Consider the following 20,759-nt stretch of genomic DNA (forward strand, 5'->3'; position numbering starts at 1 on the left):
AGCAACTCAAAGCGGCTGCCACGCTCACAGATAGCATCACCGTCAGCAGTGCCGATGGCACCAGCCACACCATTACCGTTACGATCACCGGCAGCAACGACGCGCCGGTGCTGCAAGCACAAACGCAAGCCGTGACCGAAGACGGTGCGCAGCTCACCGGCCAGATGGTCGCGACCGATGTCGATACCGGCGATACGCAAACCTTCAGTCTCGCCAACGCGGTTGATGGTTTCACGCTGAATGCCGATGGCAGCTACAACTTCGATCCAAGCCACGCCAGTTATCAGCATCTGGCTGCCGGGCAGACGCAGGATGTGATCATCCCGATCACGGTGACCGATAGTGCGGGTGCGACCAGCACGCAAAACCTCACCATCACCGTCACCGGCACCGCCGATGGCCCGCAGGTGATGGCCGGCACGGCCGCGACGGCTGCGGATCTGGGCACTTTGGCGGAGGACACGCCACGCCTCTTTACCGAGGCGGAACTGCTGCAAGCCGTTGGAGCTAGCGATGGCGGCGACGGCAGCAGTCTGCACATCGTTGCTGGCTCACTGAGTTCAGCACATGGCACGTTCAGTGGCGATGCCGCGCATGGCTACACCTTCACCCCGGCTGCCAACTTCAGCGGTCAGGATGTAGAGCTGCGCTTCGATGTGAGTAGCGGCGGCTTAACCCAGACGGCCTTCGGCCAGCTGGACATCACGCCGGTGGCCGATACGCCGATCTTCCAGACCGGCGCGACACAGACCGCCGATTTCCAGAGTATCCGCGTGGGTGGCCTTGGCCGATCCATGATTGACCCCGTCAGCGAGGGCTGGCAGGCCGGACAAGCCGCGGGAGTAGAGCTGGGGCTTGATACCATGTACCAGGGGCTGGATCCCAACAACCAGGTGGTTCAGCTGATGGCCGGCTCATCGGGTGTGCTGTACCGCGACATCACGACCACGGCCGGACAGCGCCTGCAGTTTGACTTTGATCTGGCTGGGCGTCCCGGCATGGCGTCCGCAGCCTTGGAGTTGGTGTGGGAGGGCAAGGTGATCGATACCCTGACGCCTTCCAACGGGGTCTTCCATCTGGAACACCACAGCTACGATCTCCTGGCCAGTGGCGGCATTTCCCGGCTGGAGCTACGGGCCACTGGCGCAAGTAATGCATGCGCAATCTTAGACAATCTGGCTGTGGGGCCAGCACCGCTAAGCGCCTTGGTCGACCACGAACTACGTCTTGGGCTGCCCGAAATGGCCCACCTGACGGATACCGACGGCAGCGAGGTGCTGGCCTTTGTGGTGGGCGGCCTGCCGCTGGGCTTCACTCTGACCGACGGGGTACACAGCGTTACCATCAGCACGGCCGGTCAGCTGGTCGAGACGGCCGGTTGGAATCAGGATGTTTTGGCGGTGCGCCCACCGCAAGGCTTTGCTGGTGACCTGACGCTGCGCGTGTTGGCCTACGCCCAGGAAACCGCCAGCCAGCAGTGGTCCACGCCGGTTGAGCAGTCTTTGCGCCTGTCGTTCGAGCGCTTGGTCGTGCCTGAGGATACGCCGCAGACCTTCAGCGAAGCCAAGCTGCTGGCACTGTCTGGCGTTATGCCGGTCACAGGCGAGAACCTGAGCCTCAGCGATGTGCAGGTCGATCCGACTTACGGCCACTTCAGCCACAACGCCGACGGCAGCTGGACCTTCACACCGGCGGCCAATGTCAATGCCGACCAGGTGCCGTTCACCGTGACCGTCAGCGGTGGTAGCCAGCCGGTTAGTGCTGCGCTGCAACTGAGCATCACCCCGGTCAATGACGCGCCGGTGCTGGCGGCGGCGACGGCAGTTACCCATGACGGCGACCCTGTGTTCCACGGCCAGCTGCATGCCAGCGATGTGGATACCAGCGACACCCTCAGCTACAGCCTGGCGCACCCTGTCGATGGTCTGACGCTGAATGCCGACGGCAGCTACAGCTTCGACCCGCGCCATCCCAGCTACCAGCATATCGCCGCAGGACACACCGAACACCTGGTTATTCCGGTGACGGTCACCGACAGCGCCGGGGCCACCAGCAGTGCCAATCTGACCATCATCCTTGGCGGCACCAATGACGGTGCGGTGATCGCCGGCCGCGATTACGGCGCGGTGATGGAGGACTTCCAGGTCAATGCGGCGGGTAGGCTGGAGTTTCAGGGAGCGCTGACCATTCATGATCCGGATGATGGCCAAGCCAAGTTCCAGCCGGAAAATGCCGTGGCCACCGCCTATGGCCGCTACACCATCGACCAACAGGGGAATTGGCTCTACACGGCGGACAACGCGCTGGAGGCGATCCAGAAACTCAAGAATGGCGAGCATCTGACCGACCGCTTCACCGTGCACAGTGCAGACGGCACCGCGCACGACATCGAAATCACCATCCAGGGCGTGGACGATGCGCCTGTCTTCGTGCCCCATGCCGGCCCGGTGCGCTCGGACGATATGTTCGAGATGATCGGCCACGCCTTGTCGAACGCCGATCCGTACTACCAGTACCTGTCGGACATGATCCTGACTGGCCGGGACCCGGCTCCCTTTGACCGGGCTCAGGTGCGCATCAACGGTGCCGGTGTGGCTCTGATTGGCCCGGACGGTCACGTGGATAAACAGTACCTCACTTACGCGGGGCGCACGGATGTGCCGATCATGGACATCATCAACTGGCACGCCAAAGGCCCGGGCTACCAGGTGGTGTTCACCGACAATACGGCCTCAGCGGTGCTGGTCTCGGCTCACAACACCAACAACCCTGGTGGCTTGTCCGGGCACTACCCCTACACCAGCCTGCTGCTGCATCCAGAGGAGAGGGCTTCGGCGCTCTATCCGGTGATGCATGAGGTGGCCGCCGCCAGTGGCGGCGCGGCGGTACAGGGGGCGGTGGCCATGCCGCCTGCGATGGCGCCCGAACTCTTCGACGGCGGCCATGTGGTGGAGGATAGCGGCCTGCTGGTCACCGGCTTTATCGAGGTCAAGGACGCCGACGCCGGTCAGTCCAGCATGCAGCCGCAGACTGGCACCGCCACCCATTACGGCCGCTTCAGCATTGATGCCAACGGCGACTGGGTCTACCAGCTCGATAACAGCCGTACCGAGGTGCAGCAGCTCACCGATGGCCAGACCTTGGTTGATACCATCACCGTGCACAGCGCGGACGGCACCGCGCATGAGGTGAACGTCACCATCCACGGCCAGAACGACGGCGCGGTGATTGCCGGCACCGACAGCGGCACGGTGGTCGAGGACCATCACGTCACGTCGGCCGGCACCATTGTGGCCAAGGGCCAACTGACGGTGACGGATGCCGACGCTGGCCAGGCCGCCTTCGTGGCGCAGAACGATATCGCCACCCAGTACGGCCATTTCAGCCTGGCGGCGGACGGCCACTGGACCTATACGGTGGACAACAGTCGCGCTGATATCCAGGCGCTGCAGCCCGGTGGCACGCCCGGCGAGACGGCCGATGTGTCTCAGGCGCTGGCGCAGACCCTGGCGCAATCCCAGGAGGCTGGGTTCAAGGCCGTGGCCCAGGCGCTGTCACAGGGGCAGCCCGGTGCCGTGGCTGGCGTGCTGGACCTGAGCATCCAGGGCGCGGCCATCGTGCTCAGCGGCCCGGCCGGTACCCAGCCGGTGGTCTATGCGATGGATGCCAATGGCCGTTCGACCATCGGTGTGGACGAATTGCTCAGTTGGCTGCACCAGGGCAAGGGCTATGAGCTGCATCTGCAGGGCATGCAGAGCGATGTGCAGGTGTTCGTGCATGACCGTGGCGATGCGGCCGATCTGCATGCGCTACCGCAGAGTGCGGCCACGGATCTGGCCAACCCGGCGAACAGCGCCCAGCACCTGGCGCTGAGCTGGCATATCGCTCCGCTACCAGCGGAGCTCAGCGAAACCGTCACCGTGCGCAGTGTAGACGGTACCGAGCACACCATTAATCTGAGTATCTTCGGCACGGCGGAAAACGCGCTCATTGCCGGGGTCGATACCGGCAGCGTCACCGAGGATGCCCATGTCACCGGCGCCGGCATGATCCAGACCCATGGCAAACTCAGCATTCAGGATCCCAATGCCGGGCAATCCGCCTTCAGCGCGGTGCACCAGGTGGCGGGCCAGTACGGGCAGCTGTCGCTGGAAGCCGATGGTCAGTGGACCTACACCGCCAACAACAACAGCGCCGCGCTGAATGCGCTGAACAAAGGCCAGTCCGGGCTGGAGACCTTCGTCATCAAGAGCGTGGATGGCACGGCACACAGCATCAACATCACGGTTCACGGTGCGGACGAGAAGCCCGACCTCTGGCCCGAGATAGCCCGCAACCTCCGGGCTCAGAGCGGCGGCGATACGCGCGGCTACCACGTTATTGCCGATCGTGTTGCGGCCGGCGATTCTGCGGGCTTGACCAACGTGGTCATGAATGTGTTCAACGGCAAGCCCACCCTGGTCGATGCCAGCGGCCATGTGCTGCATACCTTTGACCGCTACAACAACTTCTGGGGTTACTACGTGCCCATGAATGAGCTGGCCAATCAGCTCAAGGCGCACCCAGGGGCCATGCTGGTGTTGCAGGGCCAGGTGGGTGGCAGCGCCAGCTACTACTTCCACGACGGCGATAACGAGATGCAGCTGAACTTCCAGGGCGCCTATCGCTACAAACCGGCAGACAGCCCGATGGGCAGTCTGCCGATTTGCGGCCTTCCTGTTGCTGGCGGTAGTTCGCAGGCCAACACGGCCGCCCAGCTTGGCGGCGCAGACAGTGGCAGCGTGCTGGCCGATGGCAATGCGCACTTGCAGACTCAGGGGCATTTGACGGTGCTAGATGCCGATGGTGGCCAGGCACACTTCAAGGCCGAGGGCCATCTGCAAGGGCGCTACGGGCATTTCTCTATCGACGAGCAGGGTAGCTGGCACTACCAGGCCGATGGCCACCAGTCCTCGCTGCAGGGGCTGTCCGCTGGCCAGCAGCTCGTGGACAGCGTCACGGTTCACAGTGCGGACGGCACGGCCCATCAGCTCAATGTGCACCTGTTCGGCGGTGGCGCGGTGGCGGTGATCGGCATGGCCGATGTGCATACTAATTTCGAAAGCCAAGCTGTGGCTGCTGCCGGTTACGAGTTTGTGAACCCGGGTCGCTGGGACTGGCAAAGCGACCGCAGCGGCGGCGTGGAGCTGGGCGCGGAGCGCCTCTATGGCGGCGCTAGCGGCAGCAGCAACCAGATTGTTGAGCTGGTGGCAACTGCCGGGCATCCGGATAATTTGTACCGCGTCGTCAGCACCGCGCCCGGCGAGAGCCTGCACTTTGCTTTCGATTTGGGCGGGCGCAATAACTATGCCGGCGCCACCGTCGAGGTGCTGTGGGACGGTAAGGTCATCGACACCATCACCGCACCTGACAAGAGCTGGGGGCTGAGCCACCACAGTTATGATCTGATTGCCACTGGCACCGATTCGCGTCTGGAGCTGCGCACCCAGGCTGCTGATGGCAACCACCGTGTCATTCTTGATAACCTGGAACTGGTCAGCCAGCGGCTCAGTATGGTGAATCAGGACCTGCAGTTGCATGTGGATCGCAACTACCAGTTGGCCGATCCGCAGCCTGGTGAGCAATTGAGTTTGGATGTGAAGGGTTTGCCGGTGGGTTTTATCCTTACCGATGGCGTGCACAGCGCCACGGTGGCTACAGCCGGACAAGTGATCAACACTCAGGGCTGGGATCTACAAGCCCTGGCCGTGCGAGCGCCACAGGATTACACGGGCTCTCTGCAGATTCAACTCAGTGCACATGCGGTGGATGCCGCCGGCCATGCCAGCGCCGCTGCTGGTGAGCAGGTGCTGCGCTTAGGTTTCGAGCGCCTAAGCGTGCAGGAGGATACCGCGCAAACCTTTAGCGCTGCCCGGTTGCTGGCCTTGTCCGGGCTGCAGTTGCCAGCAGGCGACAGTTATGCGCTGGCTGATGTTCAGGTGGACCCTGCTTTCGGGCACTTTAGCCACAATGCTGATAGCAGCTGGACTTTCACTCCGGCGGCCAATGTCTCAGCCGAGTCGGTGCCCATTACCCTGCAAATCAGCGGTGGCGCTCGGCCAGTAAATGCCAGCATGCAATTATCCATAACGCCGGCGAACGATGCGCCGGTCCTGTCAGCTCAGGCCCAGGCAATGATGGAGGATGCCCCGCTATTTAATGGCCAGATGCAAGCGACGGACCCCGATGCTGGCGACATACTCAGCTTTGCCACCACGGCGAGCGTGGCCGGTTTTAGTCTGCAGGCTAACGGCCAATACACGTTTAACCCTGGCGATGCGGCCTATCAGCATCTGGCAGCAGGGCAGACGCAGGATGTGGTGATTCCGGTGACTGTCACTGACAGGGATGGCTTGCATAGCACCCAGAACCTAACTATCCACCTGACGGGGCAAAACGATGCAGCCCAGATCACCGGTATCGATCACGGGCAATTGCAAGCTGGCGGCGCGATTAGCGCGGTAGGGCAGTTACAAATTAGCGACGCTGATAGCGGCCAGGCCGGATTTAAGGCCGAGCAGTTGGGCGGCAGCTACGGGCAGTTGGCCATCGACGCGCATGGGCAATGGAGCTATATGCTGGATGCCAGCAACACGCAGGTGCAGCAGCTGACGAACCAGCAGCAACTCACTGAGCAACTCAGCGTGCATGGGCTGGATGGTACGGCGCATAGCATCGAGATCGCGATTACCGGTCAGGCCGGGCAAAGCCCGCAAGTCAGTACCCCACAGCAAACGCCAAGTCAGTCTGCATTTGCCGGTGGCGATGTTTACAGCGGCATCGTTGCTTCGGTGCACGGCGCGGGTTATCAGTATCGTGAACTGGCCGCTGCGCTAGATCATGGCGATAACGCACCGTTTGCGAATCTGGAATTAAGTATTATGGGCTCGCATGTGCAAGTGCTTGATCAAGCTGGGCATGTCGTGCACAGCTTTGATCCGATTGGGGTTGATTACGCCGCCACCATGTCGATGAACGATGTGATGAGCTGGCACAAGCAAGGCTACGCCATTGTGGTGCACCAAGACAGCGGGCTAGCCACTACCGGCATGTGGTTACACAATGCCGGTGATCCACACGCGATCAGTATCCATAATTCAGATGGTTCTGGCTCGAACGGCTGGGCCGATCAATGGACCTTTGGTCAGTTGCAATTACCCACACCGGCGCCAGCGCCTGCTCCAGCACCTGCGCCCGATGCCTATGCCGCATTTGCCCAAGACACGCCCGATACGGATACATCGGCAGTCGATGTTCACGCTGGCGTAGATGTTTATCTGCAGCTAGCCAGTGCCGATCACAACACACCACCAGCCAATATCGAGGCAATACCACAAGGCGTGGGCGAATATTTGCAGCATGCCGGGGTTGATATCCATACTGTAGCCATCAATCCAGTCGAGCCGATAGACATGCAACACGAGCATGCCGCAGCCATACCGCTCAGCGCGGATGACCAGCTTATGACCCCATTATCTGAAGACCATGCAACGTTGCTGGTGCCCAGTGATGATCATCAATACTTACCGCTGCCGGATGACCCGCAGCACCACGGAGTGTAAATCATGCGCAGAGCCACTTTAGGCATGCTGTTGCTGGTATTGAGTGGCTATCCGTCCTATGCCACGGCGCTGGATCTAAATGCAGCCTATCAGCTGGCCTTGCGCAATGACCCTGTGCTTGCGCAAGCACAGGCACGCCAAGAAGCGACGCAAACCAAACCGGCTCAGGCTCGCGCGGGTTTACTCCCTAATCTCAGCCTCTCTGGCGGGGCGTTTGCCAATCAGCAAAAGATTGAACAGCAAGGTAGTTTTGAGCGAGACCGGCATTTTGGCAGCTATTCATATGCACTCAATCTAACCCAGCCCCTTGTACACGTCGGCAATTGGACTGCACTTGCGCAAAGTGAATTACAAGCCAATCAGGGTGATCTCACGCTGGCTGCAGCACGGCAAGATTTGATCTTGCGTACCGCGCAGGCCTATTTTGAGCAACTACAGGCCCAAGAGCGGCTAGCCGCAGCCCAAGCCTATCTGCAAGCTGTGAATGGGCAACTCAACACCACGCGGGAAGCTTTTCGCATCGGCACTGGCGTGAAAACCGATATGTTCGATGCCGAAACCCGCTCGCAGTTAGCGCAAACACAGCAAATTAGTAGCGAAAATGAGCTACAGCTTAAACAGCGCAAATTAGCCAACATCACCGGGCAATTCGAACCGCAGTTGTATGGCATTCGGCCCGGGTTTGAATGGCCACTGGATAAGTTGCCGGGCTTGGAGCAATGGCTGGCAGCGGGGCAGGCTAATTTTCAATTACAAATCGATCAACTCAATCAGCAGATCGCCGAGTGGGAAATTCAGCGGCAACAGGCGCAACATTATCCCACGGTGGATCTGATCGCGACGGCAGGCCGTAATTCTGACCTCAGTAGCGGCCTCCGCGAGTGGACTGATAATCAACGCATCGGTATTCAAGTGTCGGTGCCGCTGTATCAAGGCGGTGAAGTGGCTGCCAAAACCACCGAAGCGGCAGCCAACGCGCGTGCGGCAACCCATGCGCTAGAAAACACCCGCCGCAGTGTAGAGTTAGAAATCCGTCAGGCCTATTGGCAGCTCACGCAGGGGGTGCGACAAATTGCTAGTTTGCGCCTAGCCCTGCGCGCTGCACGTGATGCCGAACAGACAACTCGCGATGCGTTTGCCATTGGTGTGCGCTTTAATCTTGATGTGCTCAACGCTCAAACCCAAGTCTTTAATACGCAGAGCGAGCTGATACGCATCAGTACAGACACCTTGCTCGCCTGGCTCAAGCTCAAGGCCATGACGGCGCAATTGTCTGAAGTGGATGTCCAAGCCATCAATGCTTTTCTGCAACCCAGCACCACACTCAAACAATAAAGTAGATGTGATTTGCTGCTGGGCTCATTTAAGCACGGTCAGCCTCACGGCTAAACAGATGTTCCTAAGCCCTAGCAAGTGATGCAAAGTCCGCAGCAGCCTAGTTCAACAGCTTCTGCTGCGCACCGAGGTCTACAGGCTTCAGCCAGATGCGTCGAGCGGCTAAACCTTGAAGCAGCTCAGTTTGGCTTTCAATCCTTTCGCAATTTCATCCACCTGGGCCGCATTGTTGGCGGTATGGCTGATCGAGGCCGTGGTTTCTTCGACCATTTGCGAGATATCCTCAATCCTTGCCGCGATATTATTGCTTGCCACGCCTTGCTCGCGTGTTGCATTGGCTACTTCATTTAGATGAATTAAGGTGCCGCTTGCCCCTGCATAGATCTGCTCTAGCGATTTGGTTGCTAGGCTACTGAGCTGTACCCCTTGCACAACTTGCGGTAAAGCGTTTTCCATCACGTTGACGATTGAGACAGTTTCGCTCTGCACACTAGCCAACATCTGTTCAATATCAACGGTGGCGTGAGCCGTACGCTCGGCGAGTTTTCGCACTTCATCGGCGACCACGGCAAATCCACGGCCTTGCTCACCAGCACGTGCAGCCTCAATGGCGGCATTGAGTGCTAAGAGATTGGTTTGTCCGGCGATATCTTTGATCACCGCCGCAATCCCGGAGATTTCTCTGGCTTTGCTATCCAGCTGACGAATCTGTGTAGTGGCGCCGGTGACGGTGTGTGCGATTTGTTCCATTGCCCGAGAAGCCGCCGATACCTGATTAACACCTGCATCGGCCAGCTCGGTGGCCTGCTTCGATGTGCACTGAGTTAATTGCGAATGATCGGAGATATGGTTGATGCTCACCGTGAGCTCTTCCATCGCCGCAGCCATTGATGTTGTGGCATCGGCCTGACTATGCGCTGCTTGTGCGATTTGCTGACTGGCGCCGGCAATATGTGCTGCTTGCCGGTAGAGCTCATCAGCATCCAGACGAATCTGGCTGATGATCTGTTGTAGTCCTCTGGCCATACCATCGAGGGTGGCCAACAAGCTCCCCGCTGGCGCGTGATTGACTCGCGCTTGTAAATCGCCAGCCGCAATTCGCTGCATAATCAGGATGGCTTGTTTAGGCTCACCACCGAGTTGCTGCACGATGCTATGCGTAATTAGCCAAGCCAAGGCACTGATGAGTAGCGCCATCCCGATTAATTGGGCGATGCCCAACCAAAGACTTTGCTGAAAATCCTGTTCAATATCATCAATATATACTCCCGTGCCCAGCACCCAATTCCAGCCCTCAATTAAAACGGCATATGAGAGTTTGGGCTCTGGCTTAGTGGCGCCTGCTTTCGGGAAGAAATAATCAACATAGCCGCCTCCTTGGCGGGCAACTTGATGCATTTCCCGAATCAAGTATTTGCCATTGGTATCTTGCAAATCACCCTTGTATTGCCCCTCGACCTCAGGTTTACTCGGCTGGAGCACATATACCAGTTGCGTATCAAAAATGAAGAAATAGTCAGACTGGTTATAGCGAACCTGCCGCAAGGCGGCTACGGCAGCTTGCTTGGCGGCTGTTTCGCTCAGTAGACCCTGTTGGCTTAGCTGCTGGTAGTGCTTAATCAGACTGCTGGCGGTTTCAACCTCATGCCTGATTTGTAGTTTTCGACTTTCTAATAGCTGTCTGTGTTGGGTATTTAGTTGCAAAATGCATAAGCTGGCCATTCCTAGTAAGGCCACAATGCTTAAGATTAATAAGCGAAATTTCACATCCAAATTCATAATCCACTGCATTTTATTATTCCTATGTTTTGTTTTTTATTGCGCGGATTTAACTTACATAACATTGCCGCTTGCTGATATGACTTTGGCGCTCAGAAATATGACATTACCTAGACATGGGTGATTTGAATTACAGCTCAGTCGAGCTTAAAAGAAAGGATGCCTAACGTGCATAGGCTACTTCGCCGGCGACAGTGTGGTGCAGTTCTTAAGAGTAGGGGGCAGGCTGTGATCAGCGTCTTTATAAGGCAGACTCGCCGCATCGATTAAAAGACGTAAAAAAACCCTTGCGCAATCAGCACTAGCTGATCGATCAAGGGCTTATAAAAACTGGCGGAAAGAGGGGGATTCGAACCCCCGATAGGCTATTAACCTATACACGCTTTCCAGGCGTGCGACTTAAACCACTCATCCATCTTTCCGCAATGGAAGTTGCGCATCATACGCAAAAGCCGCCGGACTGACAAGCGGGCGAGTGGTGACATGGTTAGGTTGGTACTATTGCAAAAGCAATATACCCCGGCATGTATATCAAGCAATTCATCGAATTAATTGGGCTATAAAGCTATACCTACCAACTCCTGCTTGAGATATTGTTCTGCACTGGCTAAGGCTGCGTGTAAGTCGGGGCTAAGCCATTGCGCACCCAGCTGCTGCGTGAAACCCGAACGTTGCATCAGCGAGGCTGGCTGTGGCAGTACCCCGCAGCACAGCAGCTGGCAGCCTTGCTTGTGTAGTTGCCGCTGTAGATTTTGTAGCGCTTCCAGCCCACTGGTGTCGAGCTGAAACAGCTGAGAGAGATCAAGAATCAGCACCTTTTTTTGCGCCAGCCCAGGCTGGATCAGGGCTTCGATTTTGTTCACCGCGCCAAAAAACAGCGAGCCAGATAGCCGCCAGGCACTGATTTCGGGGCTAGCACTGCTTGGTAAGGTCAGCAGCTCAAGCCGGGTGAGATCGGCAATGCGATAGATAAACAGCAGGCAGGCCAGCACCATGCCGATCTCGACCGCAATGGTGAGATCAAACAGCACCGTGAGGATAAAAGTGCTGAGCAAAATACTGCGGTAATTCCACGAATAGCGGTGTAATTCGCGTAACGCCGCCCAATCGCCCATATGCAGCGCCACCGCCATCACAATCGCGGCCAGTACCGCCAACGGCACATGAGCGGCCAGTGGTGCGGCGACTACAACTATCAGGAGTAGCACTACGGCATGCACGATACCGGCAATGGGGGTGCGGCCACCGCAGCGGATATTGGTCGACGTGCGGGCAATGGCGCCGGTTGCGGCAATCCCGCCAAATAGGGGTGCACATAGATTGGCCAGCCCTTGCGCGATCAACTCCTGATTGGGGTCATGCTGATCATCAATTTGCCCGTCGGCCACTCGGGCCGACAGCAGTGATTCAATCGCACCAAGCAGGGCAATAGTGATGGCGGGGGAAATCAGCGCACCGATGTGATGCAGGCTAATGCTGGGCAAGGCGGGGGCGGGGAGCTCGGCGCTGATCCCGCCAAAGCGGCTGCCGATGGTGGCGACCGGTAAATCGAGCACGATCGCCGCTAGCGTACCGAGCACGAGCGTTGTAAGTGGCCCCGGAATACGCGCCAGCCACGGTAGAAAAAGCGTAAGGCGATTGTAGAGCAGTAGAAAAACCAAACAGCCGCTGGCTAGCAAGGTAGTGACCAGATCAAACTGCGGTGCGGCCTGCAGCAAAACCTGCGCGCGCTGAAAAAACTCGGCTGGCACTTGCGCCACTGGCAAGCCGAAAAAGTCTTTAATCTGGGCTAGGAAAATCACTACGGCGATGCCATTGGTAAAACCAATAACCACCGTCACCGGGATAAAGCGAATCAGTTGCCCCAGCCGGCTCAGCCCCATCAGCAGCAAGATGGCGCCGGCTAGCATGGTGGCGGCCTGTAATTGCCCCATGCCATGCACGGTGACGATGCCGTACACAATCGGAATAAAAGCCCCGGTGGGCCCGCCGATTTGCACACGCGAGCCTCCCAGCAGCGAGATTAATAACCCGGCGACGATGGCCGTCCAGATGCCGCTACTGGGGCTGCAGCCACTGGCGATGGCAAAGGCCATGGCGAGCGGCAAAGCCAGCACACCCACAGTGAGGCCGGCGGCAAGATCCAGCCCGAATTGCTGGCGGCTATAGCCGCGCAGGCTAGATAAAAGTTTGGGCTGAAATAACTGGCTTAGCATGCTGGGCTCCGGCGACTATCTCCAGCATAGCCAATCTCGCCCGCACAAAGCTTGCGCTAGATCGAAGAGCTTACAATTTGCGTTGGCAAAACTTCGTTAGCCTGCAATATCAGTGCCTTATGATGCTGCTGTTGAATGCTTGTTTGCCCTGAAACGGATTGCCCCATGCATCGCCAGCCTGAATATCTAGCCCGCATTTACAACAAAACCGCCGAAGGTCAGGCCGCCTTGCGCGAACGCAGCCAAGATCTACCGGCTCAGCTGCGGCATTTGCTGATTCTGATCGATGGTGAGAAAAATGTGGCCTCCTTGATGCGCATGCTCAATAGCCCATCCGTCGGGCAACGGCTCAGCCAATTGGCCGAGCGGGGGCTGATTGTGCAGCTGAGCCAAACGGGGCAAGCGGTGCCCAAATATAGCGCCGAGCAACAAACCCAGTTGGCTGCGGCCGTCGCCGCTTGGCAAGCGCCGGCGAGCGTCGAAATTACGCCGAGCAATGTCACGATTGCAGAGCCAGTGGCGGAACCCGAAGCCAGCCCGCTCGAAGCCCCTCTAGAGGCAGCCCCCGAACAGCTCGCGCAAGTCAAAACACTGATGATCAATAGCAGCAGCGCCTGCTTAGGACTGATGGCCAAACCGCTGATCCGCGAGATAGAAGCCATCAGCTGCCCGCGCGCATTACGCGCCACCATGGCGCGCTGGAATATGGCGCTGCGCGAATCGCGCCAAGCGGCGCAAGTGGCTGATTTGTACCTCGAGCAAGCCAAGGCCATGCTGGCGGGCTAGGGTATGGTCTTGAAGTTCAATTTAGGCAATACCCTCCGAGCAATACCCGTCTCGGTATCTTTAAACCGCGCTATTTAATAAACCAAGGCTATCGATTTCAAGCTCCAGCCGTGCCAGGCTTGGCAGCTCAAGGGTATGACTCATGCGCGCACAGAGCTGCGCCGGGCTGCGAACGATTTGCTCGTCGGGAATCGCATATTTGCGATGCAGGCGCTGATAGTCTTCAAAACCATAACTGACGATCACTGGATTAAGCCCCGCCGCCAGAGCCGCCTGATAGTCTTTGTGCTCATCGCCGCAGACCCAGACCCGCGATGGATTGATGCCCAGGTCTTCACGCGCGCGGCGAAAATGCCAGGTTTTTTCCATTTTGAGCGGAATGCAGGCCAGAAAATCCAGCTGCTCCAGCGCCACGCCATGGCGGGCAAACAAGCGCTGCAAAGTGTATTCCGGCTGATGGGTGATATTGCGGGTCACCATGCCCACCCGTAAGCCCGGGGTGTCCAGCGCCTGTTGTAACAGCGCCGCTACGCCAGGGTAGAGCTGGGCGCTATCACGATAGACTTCAGTCAGGGTATTAATCAGCTCTTTGCGCTGCTGCGGGGTGCTTTGCCGCACCAGATTTTTGGGAAACTCTTTCAAGCCGCCAAAATACTTGAATAGATTACGACGCTTTTGAAACCGCGCCAGATCACCAATATCCATGCCGCGCAGGCGAAAAGTTTGGGCGATGGCATCAAAGGCGTCGATCAGCGTGCCATCGGCATCAAAGATCACCAATTTATCGTGGCTGGCGTACATGGGCGTCCAAGGGCGGGCGTCATCAAAATTTAATTGTTGCCAGCAGCATAAACGGCAAATGCTGCAATTCGATGATGCTGTGATTTTTGTCCTTTGATGCGTGTTTTTCTAGCCAAACACCCCATTAAAAATGGAGTTAATCGCCGTTTGTGGCACGATTTGAATGCCTCGCTAGCAAAACCCCGGTCAGCGGCTATGGTGGGAATGTAGCCAAACCGTAAGGCCGGTGTATGCAACTTTCGCTCAGTACCATCCTTGATGCACTGGAAGCCCAGATCGCGGTGATTGATGCCGCGGGCCGCATTGTGTATGTCAATGCGGCATGGCAGCTGTTTGGCGAAGAAAACGGCATGCCGGCCGGATACAATTGGCTCGGCTGCAATTACCTGCAAGTGTGTCAGCAAAGTGCTGATCCCGATGCTACGCAGGCCGCAGCTTTAATCATGGCCATGTTGCAAGGTCAGCAGGAGAGCGGGGAGATGGAGTATCCCTGCCACAGCCCCACGGTAGAGCGCTGGTTTATGATGCAGCTCAGTCGCAGTGGCGATGGGCAGCATGTGGTGATCTCACATCACAATATCACTATGCGCAAACGGGCTGAGGCTGCGGTTGAGCATCTTTCTTTGCATGACCCACTCACGGGGCTGGGCAATCGCCGGCTACTCACGACTGAGCTGCCACGCCTATGGCAACAACATGCGCGGCACCATGCCTGCATGTCGTTGCTGCTGCTGGATATCGATCATTTCAAGCAATACAACGATCATTTTGGCCATCAAGTGGGCGATCAGTGTTTGCAGGCCGTGGCGCAGGTCTTGCGCACTTATGCGCAGCGGGCTGATGATGTGCTGATTCGCTATGGTGGTGAAGAGTTTCTGGTTTTGCTGGGCTTTACCCCGGCGCCGACGGCGATTCAAATCGCGCAGGCCATCCAGACTTCGCTGGGCCATTTGCCGCTGCGCAGCCCACAAGGCGGGCCGGTCACGGTCAGTATTGGCTATGCCTGCACTCAGCCTAACCCGTGGTTGCAGCCCGAAGGCATGTTGGCAATTGCCGATCAACATTTGTATGCGGCCAAGCTCGCCGGGCGCAATCGGGTCTGCGGCGAGCTGGCGGCCCGCCCCGCTAATTTAGCCACCCCATCAAGTCGAATTGGCAAATACCCAGCCACGTATTTGCAGCTAATCACTGAAAAATAATGCATCCAGGGTAATACCCCTTAGGCTTGTAATTCGGCTAGCAGCTCTTTCACCCGCACCGCGCGCAACACGGCTTCCGGCCAGTTGCCTTCAATGCGCAATTTATCCTGCCCGGCCAATTTGTAGTTTTTCTTGCTTTGAATCAGCGAAATGATCTTCATCGGCTCAACTGGGGTTTTGGGCAAGAAATGAATAATGATCGCGGTATCGGCCGCATCAATTTTGCTAATCCCCAGCGGCCCGGCTAATAGCCGCAGGCGGTGGCAATCGAGCAAGACTTTGGTGGCATCGGGCAGCAGGCCAAAGCGGTCGATCAGCTCCTGATGAATATCGCTTAGCTCATCGGCGTTTTCCACGCTGGCTAGGCGCTTATACAGGCTCAGGCGCTCGTTCACATCCGGGCAATATTCATTCGGCAATAAGGCCGGCGCATGCAGATTAATCTCAGTCGTGACGCCCAATGGCTGCGATAAATCGGGTTCGCGACCCGCTTTTAAGGCTTTCACGGCTTCTTTAAGCATTTGTGAGTACAGCGCAAAGCCGATTTCCTGCATTTCGCCCGATTGCGAGTCACCCAGAACTTCACCGGCCCCGCGGATCTCCAGATCATGCATGGCCAGATAAAAGCCTGAGCCCAGCTCTTCCATCATCTGGATGGCTTCTAGGCGTTTTTTCGCATCGGTGGTGAGGCCTTCCGGATCGGGCACCAGCAAATAGGCATAGGCTTGATGGTGCGAACGGCCCACCCGCCCGCGCATCTGGTGCAGCTGCGCCAGGCCGAATTTATCGGCGCGATTCATCACGATGGTATTGGCGTTCGGGATATCGATCCCGGTTTCGATAATGGTGGTACACAGCAGCACATTAAAGCGCTGCTGGTGAAAATCGCGCATTACATGCTCAAGTTCGCGCTCGCGCATTTGCCCGTGTGCAACGCCGATGCGCGCCTCCGGCAGCAAACTGGCCAGTTTTTCGCGCATATTGTCGATGGTGTCGACTTCATTGTGCAGGAAGAACACCTGCCCACCGCGTTTCAACTCGCGCAGTACCGCTTCGCGGATAATGCCGTCGCCATATTTGGCCACAAAGGTCTTCACCGCCAGGCGTTTGCTTGGCGCCGTGGCAATCACCGAGAAATCGCGCAGGCCTTCTAGGCTCATCGCCAGCGTACGCGGGATCGGCGTGGCGGTGAGGGTGAGCACATCCACATTGGCGCGCAGGGCTTTCAGTTGCTCTTTCTGCCGCACGCCAAAGCGGTGCTCCTCGTCGATAATCACCAAGCCCAGCTTGGCAAATTCGATATCCGGCTGCACCAGTTTATGCGTGCCGATCACGATATCTACCGTGCCTTCGGCCAGGCCTTTGAGGGCGGCGGCGGTTTCTTTGCCTGAGCGGAAACGGCTGAGCTCGGCAATCTTGATTGGCCAATCGGCAAAGCGGTCGCTAAAGGTTTGAAAATGTTGCTCGGCCAGCAGGGTGGTTGGCACCAATACCGCGACTTGTTTGCCACCCGCCACTGCACAAAACGCTGCGCGTAGCGCCACTTCGGTTTTCCCAAAGCCCACATCGCCGCACACCAGCCGATCCATCGGCTGTTTCACCCGCATATCCACCAGTACCGCCTCAATAGCCGCCGCCTGATCCGGGGTTTCATCAAAGCCAAAACCGGCCGCAAAGGCTTCGTAATCATGCGCTGTCCATTCAAAGGCATGGCCTTCGCGCGCGGCGCGGCGGGCGTAAAGATTGAGCAATTCGGCTGCGGTATCGCGCACCTGTTCGGCAGCTTTGCGTTTGGCTTTTTCCCAGTGGCCCGAGCCGAGTTTATGCACCTGAATGCTATCGGCGGCACCGCCGGAATAGCGTGAGATCACATGCAGCTGGCTTACCGGCACATACAGCTTATCGCCGCCGGCGTATTCGATCAGCAAGAGCTCGGTATCCCCATCGCCCAGATCCATGGAGGTGAGGCCCATATAGCGGCCGATACCATGCGCTTCGTGCACGACCGGGTCGCCGATTTTCAGCTCGGATAGATCGCGCAGCATACTATCGGTATTGCTGCGTTTTTGCTGTTTTTTGCCGCGCGATTGCGCCACTGCGGGGTAGAGATCGGCTTCGGTAATCAGCGCAATGCCGTCGTCCTGCCAGATAAACCCACGATACAGCGGCGCCACGATCAGCTGCACGGCCGCGCCGCTCTGCAGCGCTGCAGCCCAGCTGTCGCCTAATTGTGCGCTGAGGCCATATTCGGCAAAAAACTGCGCCATGGTTTCGCGCCGGCCGAGGCTTTCGGCCACCAGGATCACTTTGCCGGCGTAGGTGCTCAGGTACTGCTGCAGTTTTTGCAGCGGGTTTTCGCTGCGGCGATCGACATCCAGCGCGGGCAGGGCGCTGGTCACAAGACTACTGCCAGCAGTGAGCTCTAGCCGGCGGTATTTTTTCAGCTGGCCAAAGAGTAAATCTGGCGCCAGAAACAGCTCGCGCGGCGGCAGTAAAGGGCGGTCTTTGTCGCCGATGTTCAGTTTGTGCCGCTCAGCGATATCTTGCCAGTATTGCTCGGCAGCCCCCGCCAAATCACCGTGCAGGGCCAATACCCCCTCGCTGGCGAAGTCCGTGCGCAGATAATCAAACAAGGTGGCCGTCTGCTCAAAAAATAGCGGCAGGTAGTATTCGATGCCGGCCGGAATGATGCCATTGCTAATGTCTTTGTACAGCCGGGCATTGCTGGGCGCACCTTCAAATACCTCGCGAAAGCGCTGGCGAAATTTGGTTTTGCCCGCATCATCGGTCGGAAATTCGCGCGCTGGCAATAATCGGATTTCCGGTACCGGATATAAGCTACGCTGCGTATCGACATCGAAGGTGCGGATGGTTTCGATTTCGTTATCAAACAGATCAATCCGGTAGGGCAGCGGGCTGCCCATCGGGAACAAATCAATCAAGCCACCGCGGATCGAAAATTCGCCCGGGCTATACACCTGCGTCACATGGCTGTAGCCCGCCAGCGCCATATCGGCGCGCAGCTGCTCGGCATCGAGCTTCTCGCCTTTTTTAAGGAAAAAAGTCGTACCGGTCAGAAACTCGACCGGTGGCAGTACGCCCATCGCGGTTTGCAGTGGCACCACCAGTACGTCGGCCTGGCCCTGGCGCAGCTGCCACAGCGCTGCCAGCCGTTGGCTAATCAGATCGCTATGGGGCGAGAAATGATCGTAGGGCAGGGTTTCCCAATCGGGGAGCTGCACTACGTTTTTGCCCGGCAGGAAAAACGCCAGCTCATCGCGCAGGCGGCTCGCCTCTTGCGCGCTGGCGGTGATTACAACCAGCGTCGCCACTTGCTGTGCATATTCGGCCAGCAGGCGGGCATCGCCCGAGCCATGCGGCAGCGGCAATTGCAAACGTTCAGAGGCACGAGGCAGGGCAGGCAAAGTCATAAGTTGATACAGCGCCGGACAAACAAAACGGCAATTATACCAGCGCCGGCGCATCGGCTCAGTACTGCGCCGCACGGCTTGAGCGTGAAAATGCACTCATGGGTATCTGCAGTCAGCCCTTATCAAGCATGACTTAGCAGCTGATACGGCAAGGGGTATGTGAGGGTAAAGTCGCTACGCCTAGGTAGATTGGGCTTGCCGACGGTTTGGGTTAGAATAGTCAGCTTTGATTAGCCAGCTAAGCCTTCACGCAAGCTGGCTGTGTTTTCCCCTTTGGAGCCCCGTATGCCCACGCCTCATCTGTTACAGGATTTGCAAGACCGCGGCCTGATCGCGCAATGCACCGATCAAGCGACCTTGACCGAACTCTTGGATAAAGAGGCTGTGACCTTGTATTGCGGCTTTGACCCCACCGCCGACAGCTTGCACATTGGCTCACTGGTACCGATTCTGGTGCTTAAGCGCTTCCAGCAGTTTGGCCACAAACCGATCGCCCTGGTGGGCGGCGCTACCGGCATGATTGGCGACCCCAGCTTTAAAGCCACCGAGCGTAAACTGAATACCCCTGATGTGATTGCCGGCTGGGTCGAAAAAATCCGCGCGCAAGTGTCGCCATTTTTAAGCTTTGAAGGCGACAACGCCGCCCTGATGGCGAATAACTACGACTGGTTTGGCGGCATGGGCGCGCTGGAATTCCTGCGCGACATTGGCAAGTATTTCTCCGTCAACCAGATGATCAAAAAAGAAGCCGTGCAGCAGCGCATTGCGCGGGAAGATCAAGGTATTTCGTATACCGAATTTTCCTACAGCCTGCTGCAAGGCTATGATTTCACCGAGCTGAATCGTCGCTACGGTTGTGCGCTGCAAATTGGCGGCTCGGACCAATGGGGCAATATTACTGCCGGCACCGATCTCACCCGTCGCCTGAATCAGCAGCAAGTGTATGGCCTGACTTTGCCACTGGTGACTAAATCGGACGGCACTAAATTCGGCAAAACCGAAACCGGCACCATCTGGCTGGACGCTAGCAAAACCTCGCCGTACGCCTTCTACCAATTCTGGCTCAATACGGCCGATGCGGACGTGTATAAATTCCTGAAATACTTTACCTTCCTGTCGGTGGCTGAGATTGATGCGCTGGAAGAAAGTGACAAAACCAGCGGGCAAAAACCACAGGCCCAGCGCGTACTTGCCGAGCAGGTGACGGCGATTGTGCACGGTCAGGCTGCCGTTGAAGCCGCGCAGCGGATTTCGCAAAACCTGTTTAGCGATTCGCTGGCTGCGCTGACCGAATCGGATTTTGCCCAGCTGGCGCAAGACGGTATGCCAAGTATTGAGCTGGACAGCGCTGTTAGTGGCTTGCTGGATGCCATGGTGGCTGGTGGCCTTGCCAAATCCAAATCTGAAGCCCGCACCTTTGTGCAAAGCGGAGCGGTGCTGATCAATGGCCAGAAAGTTGAAGCCGCCGATCACGCTCTGAGCGCGGCGGATCGCTTGTTTGGCCGCTATACGCTGCTGCGCCGGGGCAAGAAAAACTACGTGCTGATCTGCTGGAACTAATAGCTGGTGAGCTTAAGCTTAATCAGCGCAATAAAAACCCGCCGATTGGCG

The 20,759-nt window shown here is 57.7% G+C and carries 9 protein-coding genes and 1 tRNA gene; 5 read left to right on the forward strand and 5 right to left on the reverse strand.

Features of this window, described 5'->3' with window-relative positions:
* Together G482_RS17560 and G482_RS0106225 are read left to right on the forward strand one after the other, a co-directional pair.
* Positions 1-7,601: VCBS domain-containing protein (locus G482_RS17560; RefSeq protein ID WP_034619114.1), on the forward strand; the 7,601-nt coding region annotated here is incomplete at its 5' end.
* Positions 7,602-7,604: 3 nt separating this feature from the next.
* Positions 7,605-8,936: a TolC family outer membrane protein gene (locus G482_RS0106225; RefSeq protein WP_028449315.1), complete on the forward strand. Its 1,332-nt coding sequence runs from the start codon at positions 7,605-7,607 to the stop codon at positions 8,934-8,936.
* Positions 8,937-9,098: 162 nt separating this feature from the next.
* Here G482_RS0106225 and G482_RS0106230 read toward each other — a convergent pair whose 3' ends face one another.
* The 3 genes from G482_RS0106230 to G482_RS0106240 form a co-directional block, all read right to left on the reverse strand.
* Positions 9,099-10,727 (reverse strand): methyl-accepting chemotaxis protein, encoded by a 1,629-nt coding sequence (locus G482_RS0106230; protein ID WP_028449316.1) that lies wholly within the window; start codon positions 10,725-10,727, stop codon positions 9,099-9,101.
* A gap of 319 nt (positions 10,728-11,046) precedes the next feature.
* A tRNA-Ser gene (locus tag G482_RS0106235) sits at positions 11,047-11,137 on the reverse strand.
* A 135-nt stretch (positions 11,138-11,272) separates the two neighbouring features.
* On the reverse strand, positions 11,273-12,931 hold the full coding sequence (locus G482_RS0106240) for a SulP family inorganic anion transporter (protein ID WP_028449317.1): 1,659 nt from the start codon (positions 12,929-12,931) through the stop codon (positions 11,273-11,275).
* Positions 12,932-13,096: 165 nt separating this feature from the next.
* Here G482_RS0106240 and G482_RS0106245 point away from each other — a divergent pair, with 165 nt between their 5' ends.
* Positions 13,097-13,717, forward strand: coding sequence for a hypothetical protein (locus G482_RS0106245; protein WP_028449318.1), 621 nt, complete (start codon positions 13,097-13,099; stop codon positions 13,715-13,717).
* A 60-nt stretch (positions 13,718-13,777) separates the two neighbouring features.
* Here the strand turns inward: G482_RS0106245 and G482_RS17565 are convergent, their stop codons facing one another.
* Positions 13,778-14,518 (reverse strand): HAD family hydrolase, encoded by a 741-nt coding sequence (locus G482_RS17565; RefSeq protein ID WP_051258786.1) that lies wholly within the window; start codon positions 14,516-14,518, stop codon positions 13,778-13,780.
* A 230-nt stretch (positions 14,519-14,748) separates the two neighbouring features.
* On the opposite strand from G482_RS17565, the gene G482_RS17570 reads away from it, so the two are divergent.
* Complete coding sequence (locus G482_RS17570; RefSeq protein ID WP_051258787.1) at positions 14,749-15,717, forward strand: sensor domain-containing diguanylate cyclase; 969 nt, start codon at positions 14,749-14,751, stop codon at positions 15,715-15,717.
* A 20-nt stretch (positions 15,718-15,737) separates the two neighbouring features.
* On the opposite strand, the gene mfd is transcribed toward G482_RS17570, so the two are convergent.
* A complete protein-coding gene (gene mfd, locus G482_RS0106265) occupies positions 15,738-19,148 on the reverse strand; it encodes a transcription-repair coupling factor (protein ID WP_028449319.1) in 3,411 nt (1,136 codons plus the stop codon).
* A 285-nt stretch (positions 19,149-19,433) separates the two neighbouring features.
* On the opposite strand from mfd, the gene tyrS reads away from it, so the two are divergent.
* On the forward strand, positions 19,434-20,708 hold the full coding sequence (tyrS, locus tag G482_RS0106270) for a tyrosine--tRNA ligase (protein WP_028449320.1): 1,275 nt from the start codon (positions 19,434-19,436) through the stop codon (positions 20,706-20,708).
* Positions 20,709-20,759 lie beyond the last annotated feature (51 nt).

It is taken from the genome of Chitinibacter tainanensis DSM 15459 (assembly GCF_000429785.1).
In the GTDB taxonomy this organism is placed as follows: domain Bacteria; phylum Pseudomonadota; class Gammaproteobacteria; order Burkholderiales; family Chitinibacteraceae; genus Chitinibacter; species Chitinibacter tainanensis.